The sequence below is a fragment of the uncultured Winogradskyella sp. genome (genome assembly GCF_947496485.1).
Taxonomy (GTDB): Bacteria; Bacteroidota; Bacteroidia; order Flavobacteriales; family Flavobacteriaceae; genus Winogradskyella.
Genome location: NZ_CANMCZ010000001.1, coordinates 1,421,955 through 1,440,933, shown reverse-complemented (window position 1 = coordinate 1,440,933; position 18,979 = coordinate 1,421,955). Strand labels below are relative to the sequence as shown.

General features: G+C 33.3%; 12 protein-coding genes. 9 read left to right on the top strand and 3 right to left on the bottom strand.

Features of this window, described 5'->3' with window-relative positions; translation table 11 throughout:
- Together Q0822_RS06140 and Q0822_RS06135 are read left to right on the top strand one after the other, a co-directional pair.
- The gene (locus Q0822_RS06140) at window positions 1-4,575 is read left to right on the top strand and encodes a TonB-dependent receptor plug domain-containing protein (protein ID WP_299121502.1); all 4,575 of its coding nucleotides are present in this window, start codon (window positions 1-3) and stop codon (window positions 4,573-4,575) included.
- Between the two features lie 208 nt (window positions 4,576-4,783).
- Window positions 4,784-5,902 carry a T9SS type A sorting domain-containing protein gene (locus tag Q0822_RS06135; protein ID WP_299121499.1) on the top strand — a complete coding sequence of 373 codons (1,119 nt, stop codon included), beginning with the start codon at window positions 4,784-4,786 and terminating at the stop codon, window positions 5,900-5,902.
- 17 nt (window positions 5,903-5,919) lie between these two features.
- On the opposite strand, the gene Q0822_RS06130 is transcribed toward Q0822_RS06135, so the two are convergent.
- Window positions 5,920-6,498 carry a uracil-DNA glycosylase family protein gene (locus tag Q0822_RS06130; RefSeq protein ID WP_299121496.1) on the bottom strand — a complete coding sequence of 193 codons (579 nt, stop codon included), beginning with the start codon at window positions 6,496-6,498 and terminating at the stop codon, window positions 5,920-5,922.
- Window positions 6,498-7,166: a 16S rRNA (cytidine(1402)-2'-O)-methyltransferase gene (gene rsmI, locus Q0822_RS06125; RefSeq protein ID WP_299121494.1), complete on the bottom strand. Its 669-nt coding sequence runs from the start codon at window positions 7,164-7,166 to the stop codon at window positions 6,498-6,500. Before rsmI ends, Q0822_RS06130 begins: the two co-directional genes overlap by 1 nt.
- A gap of 145 nt (window positions 7,167-7,311) precedes the next feature.
- Between rsmI and Q0822_RS06120 the strand changes: the two genes are divergently transcribed.
- Window positions 7,312-10,692 (top strand): gliding motility-associated C-terminal domain-containing protein, encoded by a 3,381-nt coding sequence (locus Q0822_RS06120; protein ID WP_299121492.1) that lies wholly within the window; start codon window positions 7,312-7,314, stop codon window positions 10,690-10,692.
- A 364-nt stretch (window positions 10,693-11,056) separates the two neighbouring features.
- On the opposite strand, the gene Q0822_RS06115 is transcribed toward Q0822_RS06120, so the two are convergent.
- Window positions 11,057-11,803, bottom strand: coding sequence for a hypothetical protein (locus Q0822_RS06115; RefSeq protein ID WP_299121491.1), 747 nt, complete (start codon window positions 11,801-11,803; stop codon window positions 11,057-11,059).
- Window positions 11,804-11,886: 83 nt separating this feature from the next.
- On the opposite strand from Q0822_RS06115, the gene Q0822_RS06110 reads away from it, so the two are divergent.
- The 6 genes from Q0822_RS06110 to Q0822_RS06085 all read left to right on the top strand — a co-directional run bounded on the left by Q0822_RS06110 (window position 11,887) and on the right by Q0822_RS06085 (window position 18,975).
- A complete protein-coding gene (locus tag Q0822_RS06110; RefSeq protein ID WP_299121488.1) occupies window positions 11,887-12,528 on the top strand; it encodes a thymidine kinase in 642 nt (213 codons plus the stop codon).
- Window positions 12,528-13,637, top strand: coding sequence for an alanine racemase (gene alr, locus Q0822_RS06105; protein ID WP_299121487.1), 1,110 nt, complete (start codon window positions 12,528-12,530; stop codon window positions 13,635-13,637). Before Q0822_RS06110 ends, alr begins: the two co-directional genes overlap by 1 nt.
- Window positions 13,638-13,719: 82 nt before the next feature.
- Window positions 13,720-14,121 (top strand): large conductance mechanosensitive channel protein MscL, encoded by a 402-nt coding sequence (gene mscL / locus Q0822_RS06100; protein ID WP_299121484.1) that lies wholly within the window; start codon window positions 13,720-13,722, stop codon window positions 14,119-14,121.
- A 193-nt stretch (window positions 14,122-14,314) separates the two neighbouring features.
- Window positions 14,315-15,304 (top strand): aspartate-semialdehyde dehydrogenase, encoded by a 990-nt coding sequence (locus tag Q0822_RS06095; protein ID WP_299121482.1) that lies wholly within the window; start codon window positions 14,315-14,317, stop codon window positions 15,302-15,304.
- Window positions 15,305-15,457: 153 nt separating this feature from the next.
- The gene (locus tag Q0822_RS06090; protein WP_299121480.1) at window positions 15,458-17,527 is read left to right on the top strand and encodes an HAD family hydrolase; all 2,070 of its coding nucleotides are present in this window, start codon (window positions 15,458-15,460) and stop codon (window positions 17,525-17,527) included.
- A gap of 86 nt (window positions 17,528-17,613) precedes the next feature.
- The gene (locus tag Q0822_RS06085; protein ID WP_299121479.1) at window positions 17,614-18,975 is read left to right on the top strand and encodes a hypothetical protein; all 1,362 of its coding nucleotides are present in this window, start codon (window positions 17,614-17,616) and stop codon (window positions 18,973-18,975) included.
- The last annotated feature ends 4 nt before the right edge of the window (window positions 18,976-18,979 follow it).

Genomic DNA, 18,979 nt, shown 5'->3' with positions numbered 1-18,979 from the left:
ATGATGAGACATCTAATACACCACGCAAAATTTTTAATGTTTATTGGTTTTGGCCTTCTTACTTTATTGTCATTTAAGGCATACGACGTTTTAAATAATCCATTAGAAAAAATTTATACCCAAACTGATAGACCATTCTATTTTCCTGGTGAAACCCTTTGGTTTAAGTCATATATCGTTGGTACTGATCATACTATTTCTACATTGAGCGATATTATGCATTCCGAATTAATTTCTCCAAAAGGAGCTATTGTTAAATCACTAAGGCTAAATGTAAAACAGGGTTATGCTTATGGAGAATTTGACATCAATAGAGATTGGGTTGGTGGCATTTATACTTTAAAATGTTATACCAATTGGATGAATAATTACGGTGATGATGCTTTTTTTACAAAGAAAATCACAGTGCAAAAAGTGGTGAAACCAAAGCTATTACTTAACTTAAAGTTTGAAAAAGAAGGTTATGGAAAATCATCTAAAGTGATTTCTAATCTCGAAGTTAAAGATCTAAAAAACAATCCGCTTGCAAATACTGAAGTTACTTATAAAGTCAATGCAAAAGGAAAGACGATAATTAATAAAGTGGCATCAACTGATAAAGACGGTAAGTTAAAGCCAACATTTAATTTACCCAATGATTTAGAAACGGCTGACGTGGTTTTAAATGTATTGGTTTACAATAAAGGCACAACCGAATCTATATCTAGAGCAGTGCCCGTGGTTTTAAACAACATTGATTTACAGTTTCTACCTGAAAGCGGAAAAATTGTAGCTGGCAGTTCAAGCAAAGTAGCATTTAAAGCCGTAAATGAATTTGGAAAACCTGTAGATATTAAAGGTGATATTTTAGATGAAAAGAGTATTGTGGTTTCAAATTTTGAAAGCTATCATGATGGTATGGGTAGCTTCAATTTTAATCCAGTTAAAAACAAAGTCTATTTTGCCAGAATAACAGAACCTTTTCTTTCAGAAGAACTGATTCCGCTTCCAAAAATACACGAAAATGGTGTTCGTTTTTCTGTTAATACAGATAGCCTATATACGCAACTCAATATTTTTTCAACCTATAGTACAGATTTATTTCTTGAAGTTTCAAATGCCAGTGGAACGCTTCTAAAAAAGAAAATCGGAAATCAGAAAAAAGTGACTCTACCTACAGAAGATTTACCAATGGGTATTACAAGATTCAGTCTAAAGAATGCTTACGATAGCACGTTTGCTGAACGTCTAGTATTTTTAAATCCTCATAAAAAACTCAATATTGATCTTAGTATTAATAAAGAACTCTACGATACAAGAGAAAAGGTAAGGCTTACCATAAAAACTTATGACGATGAAAACAATCCAATACCAGCAAACTTGTCGATTGCAGTTACTGATAATAAATTATTGTCTTTTGCAGATGATAAGCAAGACCATATACTATCGTATTTGCTAATATCATCAGAACTCAAAGGTAAACTACATAAGCCCGAATTTTATCTTAATCCTAAAGAACCTAAATCTTCAAAAGCATTAGATTTAGTTATGCTAACACATGGCTGGAGAGATTACATAAACACACCTAATATTACAACTAAGAACGCAAAATATTTACCAGAGCAAAGCGCAATACAAAATGGTGTAGTTTTAGACAAAAAAGGAAAACCTACACAAGCGCATCTATTGCTTTTTGATAGGAAAGGAACACAAGTTTTGGTTTTTGATACCGAAGAAGACGGATCGTTTGCTTTTAAATTCAACAAAAACAATTACCTCACTTTGTTAGCATATAAAGATAATGGGGAACGTGTTACCATAGAACAAACTCACTTAAAAAAAGGCAATTACAATAACCAGACAAAACCAAATAACAGAGAAAACAAGGATAGCTTTAAAACTTTTGAGAAGAATGAAAAACCACTTAAAGAAACGATTAAACAAAAAGCATTAGTATCTGTGGGTTTAAATCTAGATAATGCAATGGACGAAGTCGTTGTAGTTGGCTATGGAACGACTTCAAAAAAAGCATTTGCAGGCTCAGTAACTACAGTCTCAGCAGAAGATATTTCAATTAATGGCAACTCTATAGTAAATGCTTTAGCTGGGGAAGTTGCTGGTATAAGTATTGTAAATGCATCAGGGCAACCAGGAAGTACACCTACAGTAAGAATTAGAGGGTTTGGATCAGTTTCTGGCAACAACCAACCACTTGTTGTAGTGGATGGAGTCCCTTACGAGCAATCTGTTTTTGGAGATATAGATCCACAACAAGTGCAAAGTGTTACGGTATTAAAAGACGCAACAGCAACAAGTATCTATGGCTCAAGTGGAGCTAATGGCGTCATTCTTATTAATACAAAGCATGGTGGGAGTTATCATGGTAGTGGTGCCACTAAACGACTAAATAATAAAAAATATAATAACTACACTATTAAACAATTCTATAATTCTAATCCCATTCGTACGGCGAAGTCTAGAAATTTCTACATGCCTAAATATGAAGGGAATCACTTGCCAGAAGAGCGCACAGATTTTAGGCAAACCATATACTGGAATCCTGTAGTGCAAACTAATGCTGATGGTATAGCGGAATTAGAATTTTATAATTCTGATGCTGTAACCTCTTTTAAAATCACTACTGAAGGGATTGGTTTTAATGGTCTTGTTGGTAAAAAGGATAAGCTTTATGCTACAAAGAAATTGCTGAATTTAGATTTCAAAACACCTAACTATATGGTTTTAAATGATACTATTTCTTTACCAATAACCATTACAAATGAAACTAACAAAGCATTAGATACTAGGTTACAAATCCTACTTCCAAACCATTTAAAATTAATTGAAGATTTTGAAGAAAACATACAAGTCGACGCACTAAGTGCTACAACAAAACATATTAAAGTAATACCAATAACAAAGGGAGAGGCCATTGAAATTTCGGTTTTAGCCACGTCTCAAGATTATAAAGATCTTGTTAAAAAACAAGCCACTATTATAAGTCCATATTTCCCAACAGAAATCTCTTTATCTGGTTCAAAATCCGAACGTTTTGAATTTGATATTAATCATGCTGTTGAAAATACAATTACGACAGAATTCAATATTTACACGGACATTGTAGGAGATGTCATGGATGGTATTGAGTCTTTAATACGTCAACCTTATGGTTGTTTTGAGCAAACCTCATCCACAACCTATCCTAATATTATGGTTTTAAAATACCTTAAAGAGTCTGGGAAAAGTAATTCTAAAATTGAGGCTAAAGCTTTAGACTTTATCAAAAAAGGCTACAAAAGACTGATAAGTTTTGAAACTTCAAAAGGTGGATTTGAATGGTTTGGACATACACCTCCACATGAAACTTTAACCGCTTACGGTATTTTGGAATTTACCGAAATGAAAGAAGTATACAATGGTGTAAACGATAAAATGATTGCGAGAACCGTAGATTGGTTGTTAAGCAGAAAAGACGGTAAAGGCGGTTTTAAAAAGAGTAAAAAGGGCTATGATAGTTTTGCAAGTTCACCTACAGATGTGGCTAATGCTTACATTGTATACGCACTTAGCGAAGCTAAAATCGAAGCAGACATAGAACTCGAATATAATACAGCATATAATGATGCTATTAAAAGTAACGATACTTATAAAATGGCATTACTTGCCATGACAAGCAAGAATTTGAATAAAGGTGAAAATTTTGAAACTTTAATTACTCAAATCAAAGCAAATATTGAGCGTTACGGTTTTAATAAATTGCCTGTAGAAAATACGATTACAAGATCGTATGGCAATTCAAAAAATATAGAAACAACAGCCTTGACCTTATTGGCATTAATGTACGAATCTAACCTAAACGAAGCGCTTATTTCTAAAGGCATAGAATATTTAGTAAAGCAAAGACAATACAACAGGTTTGGGTCAACACAAGCGACAGCAATGGCCTTAAAAGCCCTTATTAATTACACTAAAAAACAAAAGCAAAAATTGGTAAGTGAAAATGATAATATCACTTTAATAGTCAATGGTAAGTCATTGACGAAATCGTTAAAAATTAATAATGAAGGTAAAATAAGGATCAATGGATTTGAAAACTATTTAAAAACTGGTAAGCAAACTATTAGTGTAAAATTCAATAATTCTAAAGCCACATTTCCATATAATTTAAACGTAAAATGGGATAGTACTTTACCAGACAGTTCTGAAGCATCTCCTTTACAACTTGAAACCACTATTTTAGATAAGAATTATGCGGTTGGTGATAATGTGAGCTTTTCTATTAAGGTCTCTAATAAAAAACAAGAGCCCTTAGGTATGGTCACGACTATTATTGGGATTCCGTCTGGTACAACAGCACAGCCTTGGCAACTCAAAAAAATATTAGAAGAGAACAAAGTTGCATATTATGAGGTCTTTGATAACTATCTCGTGTTTTACTGGCGAGAATTCAGAGTCTCAGAAACTAAAGAAATTCGATTAGATTTAAAAGCCGATATTGCTGGTAATTATCAAGCGCCTGCAAGTACAGCCTATTTGTATTATGGCGATGAGAACAAAACTTGGATTACTGGGAATATTATTGAGATTGTGGAGTAGATAAATTTAATTAATATTTTGATTAGTTGAAGCCTTACTAGAGAAAGTAAGGTTTCTCTATTCTACATGTTGATGATTTTTGCAAGAAACAAAACATCTAAGCAAATATCTCATGTCAATAAACAGTCTGTTTTTATTATATTGCGCTTCCGAAATTTGCAAAGATCTGACTATCAATGTATTTATTCAACTATAAACCCAACGTGTTATGAAGATTAAAACTCAGAAGATTATTGTATTGTGCTTCTTCGTATTATGCAGCACAATAGTTTTAACAGCGCAAGCTCCATATGGTAATGCAGGAGACCATACTCCTGTAGAATTTGGTAGTCCTGATACTCCTTTTGGGTATTACGAATACTTACCTTTAAATTTCAACAACGCTTCAAGTGACACATATGCTCTAGTGTTATTTTATCATGGCTACGGAGAAAGAGGTAATGGTACAACGGATTTAGATGATGTTCTTCTTTTTGGTCCTCCAAAATTAATTCAGCAAGGTTCTGATTTTGAAGCCATAATAATTTCCCCGCAAAATTCTGATGCTAATTATAGCGCTTCAGACTTTCTTAATTTCTACAACTATTTAATTAATAATTATCCTATTGACTTAAATAGGGTTTATGTCACAGGTTTAAGTTCTGGCGGAGCTAGTACTTGGGGAGCCTTACAAGGGCATTATGATAAGATTGCAGCCGCTGTTCCTATCTGCGGAACAGGAATTTTAAATGACCCTTCAGACTTTTTACAACAAACACCAATTTGGACATTTCATAGTTTTAATGATAATGTTATTGGTGTAAATAATACTATAAATAATGTAAACGATATCGCAAATATTAGTAGTTCTGTTATGTCGGTATATCCTTATGAAAGTGGAAACTCTGCAGCAAGTGAAGATTATTCAATGCTGTTTGATACCACAAATCAAACATGGTCATCAGCTGTTGGAGCAATTGAGCCTGCTGATAATTTATCATTTACGTTATATAAAGATGGAGGCCATGACTCTTGGACAAGAACTTACAATAATCCAATGGTTTGGAATTGGATGTTTGCACAAAGTCTTAGTGTACTTAATGTTGAAGAGGAATTAATTGGTTTTAATTTGTATCCAAATCCTACTTCAGAAAGAGTCAACATTGTAACAAAAGATGATGCCGAAAAGACAATTGAAATTTACAATCTTGCTGGTAGAAAAATCTATGACAGTCTATTTTTTAGAGCACTAAGTTTAGATGTCAGCTCTTATTCTTCTGGAGTTTATTTTGCTAAAGTCATTGGTGAAGACAACCGTCAAAAAGTCGTGAAAATTATTATAAATTAATCGTCCTTATTTTTAGATTAGGTGCTTTGTAAGATTGAGCTTGTTCTCTTTCTTAGTTTGGGCACCACCAATTCCTCAAACCATGGGTTTTTACTTCTCCAGAATCGGTTAGTTGGTGATGGATGTGGAATTGGGAAATACTTTGGCAAATATGTTTTGTACTCTCCAACCGTTTCCGTCAATGTTCGTTTAGCTTTATCTTTTAAATAATATTTCTGCGCATAAGCGCCAACCAAAATAATCAATTCTACATTTGGCATTTTTTCTAATAATGGCGTGTGCCACTGTGGAGCGCATTCTGGTCGTGGTGGTAAATCTCCTGTTTTTGCCTTTCCTGGATAACAAAATCCCATAGGTATAATCGCAAAGTTTTCTGTATTGTAAAATTGCTCGTCTGTGACGTTAAGCCATTGTCTTAGTTTTTTTCCACTTTGGTCATCCCACGGAATTCCAGATTCATGAACCTTGGTTCCTGGTGCTTGGCCAATGATTACTATTTTAGAATTTATGTGTGCTGTTGCGACTGGTCTAGGACCTAATGGAAGGTGTGCTTTGCATATTGTGCATTGGCTTATATTGTGAAGTAGTTCTTCCATTACTTTTTACCACCTACCACAATAACAATCTCACCTTTAGGAGGTTTGTTAGTATAATGCTCTAAAACTTCTTTAGCTGTCCCTCTTATGGTTTCTTCATAGAGTTTTGTCAATTCTCTGGAAACTGAAACTGGTCTATCTTCGCCAAAATACTCACAAAAATGCCCTAAAGTCTTTACTAACTTGTGAGGACTTTCATAAAAAATCATGGTTCTGGTTTCTTCAGCCAGTAATAAAAGTCGTGTTTGGCGACCTTTCTTTACAGGTAAGAATCCTTCGAACACAAACTTATCATTAGGTAAACCACTATTTACTAGAGCTGGTACAAAAGCTGTTGCTCCTGGCAAACATTCTACCCCAATATTATTTTCCACACAGGCTCTCACTAATAAAAATCCAGGATCAGAAATTGCTGGTGTACCAGCATCGCTAATGACCGCAATAGATAATCCGGATTTTAATTTTTCAACTAAATTATTCACTGTTTTATGCTCATTATGCATATGATGACTTTGCATCTGTGTAGTGATTTCAAAGTGTTTGAGTAGTTTTCCTGAAGTTCTAGTATCTTCAGCCAAGATTAAATCTACTTGCTTTAAAACTTCTATAGCTCTAAAGGTGATGTCTTTTAAATTTCCTATTGGAGTGGGGACTAAAAATAACTTCATATAAGTGCATAACTTAATATCAAATTTACAATCTTTTCTATATCTTAACGCAACCATTTGTAAGAATCTACATCTTGTATATAAAAACCAATCTGTGTTAAAACCGCTTTACTTTTTATTATTTGTCTTGTGCAATGTTTATATTTTGTCCAGTCAAACAACTGATCTATCCATTGCTATTGAGGTTCAAGATTTAAATGGTACAGCTGTATCTCAAGTTGATATTTATGAAGATTTTCAGTATATAATTACTGTCACAAATTCTGGCAATTTAGTTGATAACGCAATGATCTCTGTAGATTTTGATGACGATCTAAGCATCTTATCTTACACTTCTCAGAATAATAATGCTGGTGCATCTGAGTTTTCTAACATTAATGTAAATGCTAATGTTTTAACCGCTTCAATTGCAACAATACCTAACAATGGGAGCGTTGAGTTATTGGTTTTAGTTACTGCACCAACCAATCTTGGTGGTATAGCAGCAAATGGAACAGTTGACGCTCCTGGAGGTACAACAGACACCAATACCAGCAATAATCAATCTATAATATCTATTGATGTTTTAGATATTATAATTGATTTTTCGATTACACATTCACAAATTCAACCTTCTCAAGGTGTTCCTATTAATGCTTGGGGAGATACTGTAACTTATCAATTTACCATTACTAATAATAGTGCTATTGATTTTCCTGTCACTGCTATTGAAGGTAAACTATTTTTGGCTTTACCACCTGAAAATGGTGAGCCTTTTGCAGAATTTGTTTCATTAGAGTGCATAAACACTACCAACGGATCTACTTGTCCTGATTTAACTAATATTAGCGAATTTTCAATAAATGTTTCTTCCGCAGGCACTACAAGTGCTAATACAGTATTTACGTTTGAAGCGAATTCTGAAATTACTGCTGGTGGAAGTATCTCTTTTGAAATGGTTTATCGATTTTCCAATTATTCTTGCTCAGAAGATCCTATGCAAATAGATGTTAATAGCTTTATTCAAATTGAATTAGATCACGCTAATGCTTCCTCAAACAATTCTAACAACGTACTAACCAACTTGCTCAATGCGGACTTCTGTCCAGAAACAGACATTTGTATTGAAACGGTACAAACAGATCCAGATGTAAATATTGCGTTAGATTATGACCAAGAAATAACGTTACTAACTACGATTTGTAATAATGGTCCGTCAGAAACTCTTATGCGCTTCTTTATTCAAAATTTAACTAGTACAAGTGTCGCGTGGGAAATCATTTCTACAAATTGCGTTGGTACTACCGGATCTGTTTCTTGTAATGATTTTTCAATCTCTAGTATAAATAATGGACAAGGTTGGACAAGTAACGATTTTATACTTCAGCCCAATACCACTATAAATATTGAAACCGTAATAAAATATATTGAGCCTCAGTGTAGCACTAATCCAAATCCTATTCAAGCAATTATTAGAAGTGCCACTAATATTTTAGATAGTCAAGTAACCGATATCAATTTAGAAAATAACTTTTTTGCCAATATACTTAATCTTCCACCACCTGATATCGAAAATTGTGATGGTGTAAGTTTATCTAGTTTAGATATTACTAAAACGCAAATAAGTCCTGAATTACCTATTGGAGCATCTGTCGATAATACGGCACAATGGGGCTTAGTAAGTTATGAGGTAACTGTTGCCAATACAAGTGACTATGAAGGCATAATAGTGCTGCAAGATTTTATTTCAATTATAGATACCGATAGTCCTCCAATATTAGCTTCATTAACATCAGTCGAATGCGTTGAAACCACAGGAACAACAACTTGCTTTGACATTCAAAATACTAACATTGGTGTTTTTTATGATGGACAACCAGAAGCAGGAGAATTTGATATATTTTGGCAAATTTTACCCGAAGAAAACCGAATACTACCAGCAAACAGTTCAGTTACCTTTAATGTAACAATAGATTGGCAACCTGAATGTTCTATTGAAGAGCCTATGGTTGGTTCAAATTTTGCAAGAGCTGGTTATGTAAATGGCCCTTCAAATGAAGCAGGTTCGTATAAAACAGTAGATGTATCTACGTTTTTTGCGCCTTGTGTAGATCTAGTGGTTCAAACCTATCCGGAATTTACACAGGTCAACACCAATCAGACTTTTAACTGGATTATAGATATTAGTAATAGTACAACAAGCTCTGATGCTACAAATGTACTTTTTGAAAACACTATTAATCCTGTTTTTAATATTATTGGGACTCCCATTTGTATCGTATCATCTGGTAATGCCACATGCCCTGTAAGTTTTGATATTATAGATAATTTTATTTCTGGAACAATACCAGATATGGAAGCAGGTTCTACAGTCTCCATTAGTATTCCTGTAACTGCACCAAGTTTTGGAGGAGCTTTTAATAATATTGCCGAAGCGATTCCTAGCGCAGTAAATAATGAAGAAATTACACCCGAAACTAATATTTCTATTAACAGCGTTCAAGTTGTGGCTCCTATTTTACAAAAATCATTTATGCCAGATACTATTATCGAAGGTGGCGAAAGTGAACTAACATTTACAGTTTTTAATATTGCTTCTAATCCTACCCAAACTAATATTTCATTTACTGATAATTTACCAACGGGAATAATACTTGCGGACACCCCAGAATGGATTGAAGCAAATGGTTGTACAGTAAATTTTATTGGTGATATTGGTGATGTTTTTGTCGGTATGGACAATCTTGTATTCCCTGATGGAGTTGCAAGTTGTACATTTTCCGTTCTGGTGACTTCGAGTGAAGTTGGAACTCACCTTAATAATTTTCAGAATTTCTCAAACAACAATAATATTGATACCTCTCAAACAAATGCGACATTAAATGTTATCATAGACACTTCTGATGTAGATATTGAAATTCTTAAAACTGTTGAACCAAATGAAGTGGCTTATGGCGAAGAGGTGGAATTCACGATTACAGCAACCAACTTAGGAACAACAACCGCCACTATAATAGAAGTTATAGATGCTTTACCACAAGGTTATGAGTTTATATCAGCAACAACGAGTTTTGGTGTTTTTGATGAAAATACGTTTACATGGAGTATCCCAAGTCTAAGTGCTAATATATCCGAGATTTTAATTTTAACAGCAAGGATAATTTCCTCTGATAATTTGATAAATGTTGCTATTTTGAATAGTGTTAATGAACCAGATAGAAATACTTCAAATAATGAAGATGATGCCACAGTAGAAATTTCAGGTTGTTTGCTCATTCCCGAAGGTCTTTCTCCTAATAACGATGGAAGAAATGACGCACTAATTATTCCTTGTATTGAAGATTACCCGGAAAATACTTTAAAAATCTACAACAGATATGGTACACAAATCTATGAAGCTTCAAATTATCTAAATACTTGGGATGGAAGAGCGAATATGGGTTTCCCAGATTCTTCGAAATTATTACCTGTGGGAACTTACTTTTATGTTTTGGATATTAAAGGATTTCAAAAGCCAAAAGTTGGATACGTGTATTTGAATTATTAATTAGTATCGAATGTATTTGGCCAAAAAATAAAATGGGAAAACAGCAATTAAACCATAAAGTGAAAAGCCAATAATTCCATGGCTAGCATAATGATATACTGTAGTGGCTAAAACTAAATCAAAGAAAAAACCAGCATAAGCCCATTCTGTAAACTATTTGCTTGCTCTCCATAAAATTATTATTACCCCTAGAATTTTTATGATTGTTAAAGGGATAACAATGTAAGTGGGGTAATTAAAGTTTTCAAAAAAAACCTTTTATCATTTCTGTCTTGGCGAAGTATATAGAGGTTGAATACAAGAAAAATCCGCATAACATAGCAGTACTCATTCAATACAAACTTTGCTTTGTACGCATCGAATTTTAATTGAATTTACCCTCTACAATTTCAATAAAGCGTTCTTCGTATTCGTCTTTTCCTTCCCAGTTATTGTAATCTGGTTTTACCATTTCCATGATCAATTTTCGAGCTTCGCCTAAAGAATGGGTGGTATTAATTTGGGAAATAACACGATCATAGTCTTCATTTTTGCCTTCAAATAAATGCTTTATAAAAGCCAACTTATCGTTCAGTCCAATTTGAAGACTTCTTCCTTTTAACTTGTCATTTAAGGATTTTTTCTCGTTTTCTGCTTCACGTTTTTTCGCATCTTCAATAGGCTCAAACTCTGGCATTTTAGCAAAATCCGAGGTAATATTCTCAAATTCTATGGTGTTAGGGTTTTCTTTAGGTAAGGTCTTTTCTAAGATAGCATCAACCTGCTGAGTCTCCTCTGGCATTTGAGCCACCATATCTTTAATTTTTTCCATCACAGGCTCCATAATACCATCATCTTCAACCTCATCTAGATTGACATAGGTCTTATTTCCAACTTCAATGTTATCACTTATTTTATTGTTAAAAGCTGTATCTAGCATGTCAAAAAATGATGAGTCATTGCCTATAGTGGGCATATCATCGTCAAAATTTTCTTGAGCAAATTTTAAAACTGTAAGTTTTTCGTATAGTTTAGAAACCTCTTCGTGCATTCTATCTACATCTTCTCTACCTTTCAGTTTTAGAATCCTGTGCGCTATGCTAACCAATTCTGATTCTAATTTCTTTTTCATCTGTTTTACTTTTGTTTTTTAATAAATTTGCTTGACCTTTATACAAACGAAAAAAGGTTGCTATTTAGTGCTAAAATTACGAAATGTTTCTCGAAAATACGGTAAATCATAAAGAACAATTTGGGTGGATAGAAGTGATTTGTGGATCAATGTTCTCTGGTAAAACCGAAGAATTAATTCGCAGATTAAAACGTGCAAAGTTTGCAAGGCAAAATGTTGAAATCTTTAAGCCTGCTGTCGATGTACGATATGATGACGAAATGGTAGTATCTCACGATTCTAATGAAATTCGCTCTACACCAGTGCCTGCCGCTGCAAATATTCCCATCCTAGCAGATGGTTGTGATGTTGTTGGTATTGATGAAGCTCAATTTTTTGATGATGAAATCGTGCGCGTTTGTAACGATTTAGCCAATAAAGGTGTTCGTGTTATTGTTGCTGGCTTAGATATGGATTTTAAAGGTAATCCTTTCGGACCAATGCCGTATCTAATGGCCACTGCAGAATACGTAACTAAAGTACATGCCATATGCACAAAAACAGGGAATTTAGCACAATACAGTTACCGAAAAGCAAAAAGTGACGATCTGGTTTTACTGGGTGAAGTCGATGAGTACGAACCACTTAGTAGAGCCGCTTACTACAAAAGTATGTTGAGAGATAAGGTAAGGCAAATGAAGGTGAATGATGCCGAAGAAGTAGATTCTAAAGATAAAAAAGTCTAATGTCTAAAGCCCAAGAAACAGTTCTCGAAATTGATTTAAGTGCATTAACACATAACTTCAATTATTTAAAATCTAAATTACAACCAAAAACTAAGTTTTTAGCTGTAGTAAAAGCCTTTGCTTATGGAAGTGACTCGGTTGCGATCGCAAAACATCTCCAAAAACTAAACGTTGATTATTTTGCTGTGGCTTACTCCAAAGAGGGTGTTGTTTTAAGAGATGCAGGTATTACGACTCCAATACTAGTTTTGCATCCACAACCTGTTAACTTTAGCACCATAATAGAACGATGTTTAGAACCTAGTATGTACAATGCTAAAATCTTAAATGAATTTATTGAAATTGCCGAACAACATTCACAGACCAATTATCCGGTTCATATAAAGTTCAATACAGGATTAAATCGCTTAGGGTTTTGGGAAAATGATGTGGATTATATTGTCAATGTATTAAAAAAGACAGATAGTATTATAGCTAAGTCCATATTTTCTCATCTAGCGGCTAGCGAGGATATGGATGAAAAAGATTTTACAAAGCAACAGATTCATACATTTCACTCCATTTCAAATGAATTTGCAGACAAAATTGGTTATATACCTTGGTTACATTTGTGCAATACTTCTGGAGTCTTAAATTATCCTGAAGCACATTTAGATATGGTACGCTGTGGTATTGGTCTTTATGGTTTTGGTAATTCTGCAAAAGAGGATAGAAATCTTATACCCATTGCAAGTTTGAAATCCGTGATTTCTCAAATTCATAATATTGAAAAAGATGAGACTGTAGGTTATAATAGAGCTTATAAAGCTAATGGTTTTGAAAAAACAGCAACAATACCTATTGGTCACGCAGATGGTGTTAACCGTATTTATGGTAACAAAAAAGGTTTTGTAACTATAAATGGCAAAAAAGCTCCAATCATAGGGAATGTCTGCATGGATATGATTATGGTAAACATTACTGGGATTGACTGTAACGAAGGAGATGAAGTCATTATCTTTAACCCTAAATATAAAGCCTCAAATCTAGCCGAATCAGCTGGTACAATTTCTTATGAAATTATTACTTCTATTTCCCAACGTGTCAAACGTTCTTTCATAAAATATTAGTTGAAATGTTAAAATTTGTGACTTTTTTAACTATTTTAGTGTCTTACTAACGTATTTAACTAACTATTTAAAACACTGAATTATGTTAAAAGAATTTAAGGATTTTATTATGACAGGCAATGTGATTGATTTCGCTGTTGCTGTAATTATGGCTGGAGCTCTAGGAGCTGTTATAAACGGTTTCGTTTCTAAAATTGCTATGCCACTTATTGGTCTCGTAACGGGAGGAAAAAGTTTTTCTGACATGTTTTGGACTCCAGGAGATGTAGAATATGCAACTGTCGAGGCCGCTAAAGAAGCTGGTGTTGCTGCTGTAGAATATGGAGCATGGATTGATACCATCGTCAGTTTAATTGTTGTCGGTTTTGTAATGTTTATGATTGTTAAAGCATATAACAAAACTAAAAAACCAGTTGAAGAAGCTCCAGCAGGACCATCTGATATTGATTTATTAACTGAGATTAGAGATGCTTTGAAAAAATAATACTGTTTAGCGAAGCCGCTACACTATATATTTTTAATCAAACCCAGATTTTTAAAATCTGGGTTTTTCTTTTTTTATGTATTACTATTGAAAAATTCGTAATTCAAGACCTAAATTTTTATCACATTTTTATGAGAAAATAATCACATTTATATGAGAAATAATCTAATTTTACTCCTTAAATTTTCATAAAATGAAAGTAGCAATTGTTGGAGCCACAGGTTTAGTTGGAAATGTTATGCTTAACGTATTAGAAGAGCGCAATTTCCCAGTTAATGAATTATTATTAGTTGCCTCAGAGCGTTCTGTGGGTAAAAAAATAAAATTTAAAGGTGAGGATATTGAGGTTATCAATATTCCTACTGCAATTGATAAGCGTCCAGATATTGCTCTGTTTTCAGCTGGTGGAAGCACTTCCCTTGAGTGGGCTCCGAAATTTGCTGAAGTTGGTACTACGGTAATCGACAACTCGTCTGCTTGGAGAATGGATTTGTCTAAAAAATTAGTTGTGCCAGAGATTAATGCTAAAGCGCTTTCTAAAGATGATAAGATTATTGCCAATCCTAATTGTTCTACCATACAGATGGTCATGGCTTTAGCTCCGCTTCATGATGCATATAAAATAAAACGTATTGTGGTTTCTACATATCAATCCGTTTCTGGTACTGGCGTTAAAGCTGTTGAACAAATGGAAAATGAAATTGCAGGAAAAAAAGGTGAAATGGCTTATCCATATCCAATTCACAAAAATGCTATTCCGCATTGTGATGTTTTTGAAGAAAATGGGTATACTAAAGAGGAAATGAAATTGGTAAGAGAAACTCAAAAAATCCTTGATGACAAAACCATTGCAGTAACAGCTACAGCAGTAAGAATTCCAACCGCTGGTGGGCATAGCGAGGCTGTAAATGTTGAGTTTGAAAATGATTTTGATATAACTGAAGTACGGCAACTTCTTAGCGAAACAGATGGTGTTACAGTGCAAGATAACCTAGATGTAAATGTTTATCCTATGCCAATGTATGCAAATGGAAAGGATGATGTGTTTGTTGGCCGTATTAGACGAGATAGTTCTCAGCCAAACACTTTGAATCTCTGGGTAGTAAGCGATAACCTTAGAAAAGGAGCTGCAACAAACACGGTTCAAATTGCGGAATATTTAGTTAAGAACGATTTAGTTTGAAGTCTTTTTCATATTTTTTAACAGACTCCATAATATCAGTAAATTTTTGTATTTCAACTAATTAATTGATTTTTTAGATTGATTTCTTACTATATTGCTCCCCCAATTTACCCTTTTTGATAACGTAATTAGCTATTAACCAAATCAAATTAATTGTCACTTAACCAATTACACAAAAAACTAAAAGAAAAGAATATTAAATTTCTTTTTACCGACTATTACGATACTATCGTTCATAGACATGTGCACCCAAATTATGTGCAAAGGATTTGGGCGAAATTTATGATTAGGGAATTAGGTTTGTCAGCATCTATCGATGAACTTTATTTTACGAGACAAGAATCTAGTAAATATCTTGTTGGTAAACTTAATAAAACTACTGACGAAATTCCTTATAATGCCATAAAGGCAGAGGTCTGTAAGCGTCTTGTCAATTCAAACGTCATTTTAGATGAGAATAAAAATGACTTTATTAATCTTTTCGAAGAGGCTGACGCCAGAGCAGAATCTCAAGTACAGTATCTAAATCAAGACGTTTTAGATACTTTGAAGTATTTTAAATCTAATGGAGGTAAAATTTACTTAATTTCAGATTTTTATGGTTCTACATCATTATTCAAAAAGTTATTAGCTCATCATGGAATTTTAGATTTATTTGATGGTGTTTACAGTTCATCTACACTAGGAAAAAGTAAACATACAGGCGATATCTATGCTCCAATTCTTTCAGAGTTGTCGATTAATCCTAATGAAGGAATGATGATTGGTGATAATCTAACAAGTGATTATAATAATGCCATAAAAAATGGACTTAATGCATACCAACTACCACACAAAAAATATCTAAAAAAAAATAAGCGCAATAACTTTGGAAACGATAAAAAACGTTTAAAAAAGATTATTAATACTGTTTACAAGACTTGTCATAAAAACTCGGCGAAACCATTCACAGAATATATAGTGTTTTATCATGTTTTTGTTGAACGACTCTACGCAACAGCTAAAAGAAAAAACATTAAAGATTTATTCTTTCTTTCTCGAGAGGGTCAATATCTCAAAAAACTCTTTGACAGTTATCAAGACTTTTCTCTAGTAGATGAAAGTCAAAAAATAAAAACCCACTATTTAAAAATATCTAGACACGCAGCACTTCAAATGTCATTAAAAGAATTTGATGAGGAACCTTTTACCTTTTTGAGTTCAAAATATCGTGATCTTGCTGTTGATGAGTTTTTATTAGCTATAAATTGTTCTGATGAGCTCCAAACTCAAATTATTTCGGAACTAAACGTGGATGGTAAAACTGTTATTGAAGATTTCTTTAGCTCTTCAATTTTTGAAAGCTTAAAGAAAAACAAAACTTTAAAGAGTTATTATGATGAGCACAGAAAAACAAGCTATAATGCGTTTAAAGTGTACGTTAATTCTTTTGATGTAGACATCGAAAAAAACGGCATTAGCCTTGTAGATATTGGTTGGGGTGGAACAATGCAAGAAGCTATTTACAATTTTTTCGACTGTGACATTCCAGTAACTGGTTATTATCTTGGTTTGGGTGATATCTATGATATCCAACCTAAAACTAAAAGATATGGACTCATCTCATCCATTTTACCATACACTGATTATCACGACTATATATTAATGGCTAATCAACAGCTTTATGAGCAGTTTTCGGGTGCAGATCATGGTAGTGCATTGGATTACAGTTTAGATGTTGAAGGTTTTGTAATACAGTCACACAAGCCAGAAGAAAAATGGCTGTACGATAATCATATAAAAGCGCATCAAGAAGAAATGTTTGCTTTACACAAAGTGTTGTTAAACACACTAGAACCTGTGTGTTATAGTAATGAATTAATGCAAGCAACAATTTCAAAAATGGCTCTAAAAGTTGGACTATTTCAAGGAAATAAAAAGTTGAAATTTTTAGACACATTAAGTCACGGATTTTATCAAAACGTAGGTCATAATCAAGTTGGAATTTCATACAAGCCACCAAAAATTAAAAGACCTATGAAATTTATGATTAATTTCCTATTGACGCCAGAAAGGTTTTTTAGATATATTGTTAAGTTAAAACCAGTGCTTTATCAGAAAAACAAACTCCTTGCATATATTACACCGATGTATCTTATTTATCTTTATTTCAGGTTTAATAAGTATGTTAGGTTTAAGGTTTTAAACCGTTTCTTTCTTTTAAAGTACAATGCATTCAAGTAAAAAGCATTAGTTTTAGCTTTATTTTTCGATTAAAGTAGGGGTTTTATAGGCTTAGCTGTCTTATAAATAGTAGTAATTAATTAACGATGAAAAAAAAATACTATTTTTTTCTGCTTATTATTTTATCTGTGTTTTCTTGTGGTACAGATGACAGCCTGATCTCCTTAGATATAGAAACAAATCCAGATTTTGTTACTATAGCTCAAAACTCAGAAATTGAAATTTTTGTTTTATCAAATGATTTCAATATTCCTTCGAATGGTCAATTAAGTCTTAGCAGTCCTACAAATGGGAGTGCCTTAGTAAAGGATTCTAATAATACGCCTAATAATCCCAGTGATGATACCATACAGTATTCTGCAAACCCAAATCAAGTAGGCTCTGATAGTTTTCAATATACAATTTGCAACACATCTGGTAATTGTAAAACAGAAACGATTAATATAACTATCACTGGTAATTCTAATGTGCTATTTAATTTGCAAAATATGCCTTATCAAACACTTTCGGAATACCAGTTTTTTGAAGGAAATTTAAAAGATCTTAACCCGGAATTTGGAGTCACACCCTATACATTGAACTCTACTTTATTCACAGATTACGCTAAGAAAAAACGCTTTATCTGGATGCCAAACAATACCAAGGCAACCTATATTAGTGATGATGAATCACTTAATTTTCCTGTTGGTACTATTTTAATTAAAAATTTTTACTACGAAAATGTATTACCAAATAATGAAACTCGTCTAATCGAGACGCGTTTGATGATTAGAAAAAATGAAAGTTGGGTATTTGCAAATTATGTTTGGAACTCAGAACAAACAGAAGCAACATTAAATTTAGATGGCAGTTATATTGATATTCAATGGCAAGATGATGATGAGATAAAATCATTGCAATATAGAATTCCTGCTGGTGCAGAATGCCACACATGCCATAAGGTTATGGAAATCTCTGAGCCTATAGGTCCGAAACCAAGAAACCTAAATTTAATTTACAATTATAGCAATGGTTCTCTAAATCAATTAGAAAAACTTGTAAGTTTAGGTTATTTAGAAAATTCATTGCCTAATAATATTGGGGCTTTACCTGATTATAAGAACACGGATATAAGTCTCGACTTAAGGGCTAGAGCTTATTTAGATATTAATTGTGCGCACTGTCATTCGGAAGAAACACATTGTGCATATCGACCAATGCGCTTTGATTTTTCTGAGACAGAAGATTTTTCCAAAATAGGTGTTTGTGTAGATCCCGATACTGACCTAGGATTTAATCTAGGATCTATTGTTGAGCCAGGTGATGCAAGAAATTCTGTATTACATTTTAGATTAAACTCTACAGAACCCTCTAATAGAATGCCTTTGCTGGGTCGGGCCGCAATACACTCTGAAGGTGTAGAGCTCATCGAAGAGTGGATAAACTCCTTAAATAATGACTGTAACTAAATTA

Bases quoted from the DNA above. Each gene is read 5' to 3' on its own strand.
- Q0822_RS06140 (WP_299121502.1), top strand. From the start codon at position 1: ATGATGAGACATCTAATACACCACGCAAAATTTTTAATGTTTATTGGT.
- Q0822_RS06135 (WP_299121499.1), top strand. From the start codon at position 4,784: ATGAAGATTAAAACTCAGAAGATTATTGTATTGTGCTTCTTCGTATTA.
- Q0822_RS06130 (WP_299121496.1), bottom strand. From the start codon at position 6,498: ATGGAAGAACTACTTCACAATATAAGCCAATGCACAATATGCAAAGCA.
- rsmI (WP_299121494.1), bottom strand. From the start codon at position 7,166: ATGAAGTTATTTTTAGTCCCCACTCCAATAGGAAATTTAAAAGACATC.
- Q0822_RS06115 (WP_299121491.1), bottom strand. From the start codon at position 11,803: ATGAAAAAGAAATTAGAATCAGAATTGGTTAGCATAGCGCACAGGATT.
- Q0822_RS06110 (WP_299121488.1), top strand. From the start codon at position 11,887: ATGTTTCTCGAAAATACGGTAAATCATAAAGAACAATTTGGGTGGATA.
- alr (WP_299121487.1), top strand. From the start codon at position 12,528: ATGTCTAAAGCCCAAGAAACAGTTCTCGAAATTGATTTAAGTGCATTA.
- mscL (WP_299121484.1), top strand. From the start codon at position 13,720: ATGTTAAAAGAATTTAAGGATTTTATTATGACAGGCAATGTGATTGAT.
- Q0822_RS06095 (WP_299121482.1), top strand. From the start codon at position 14,315: ATGAAAGTAGCAATTGTTGGAGCCACAGGTTTAGTTGGAAATGTTATG.
- Q0822_RS06085 (WP_299121479.1), top strand. From the start codon at position 17,614: ATGAAAAAAAAATACTATTTTTTTCTGCTTATTATTTTATCTGTGTTT.